Source organism: Siccibacter colletis, assembly GCF_000696575.1.
GTDB lineage: Bacteria > Pseudomonadota > Gammaproteobacteria > Enterobacterales > Enterobacteriaceae > Siccibacter > Siccibacter colletis.
Genome location: NZ_JMSQ01000042.1, coordinates 1 through 413, shown reverse-complemented (window position 1 = coordinate 413; position 413 = coordinate 1). Strand labels below are relative to the sequence as shown.

Annotated in this window: 1 rRNA gene; it reads right to left on the bottom strand. The window is 54.0% G+C overall.

Annotation, left to right across the window (positions count from 1 at the left end):
* Positions 1–413: ribosomal RNA gene (locus ET34_RS0120710) — 16S ribosomal RNA — on the bottom strand; the annotation flags it as partial.

The following is a 413-nucleotide window of genomic DNA, read 5'->3' as shown; positions in this document are numbered from 1 at the left end:
GTAAGCGCCCTCCCGAAGGTTAAGCTACCTACTTCTTTTGCAACCCACTCCCATGGTGTGACGGGCGGTGTGTACAAGGCCCGGGAACGTATTCACCGTGGCATTCTGATCCACGATTACTAGCGATTCCGACTTCATGGAGTCGAGTTGCAGACTCCAATCCGGACTACGACGTACTTTATGAGGTCCGCTTGCTCTCGCGAGGTTGCTTCTCTTTGTATACGCCATTGTAGCACGTGTGTAGCCCTGGCCGTAAGGGCCATGATGACTTGACGTCATCCCCACCTTCCTCCGGTTTATCACCGGCAGTCTCCTTTGAGTTCCCGACCGAATCGCTGGCAACAAAGGATAAGGGTTGCGCTCGTTGCGGGACTTAACCCAACATTTCACAACACGAGCTGACGACAGCCATG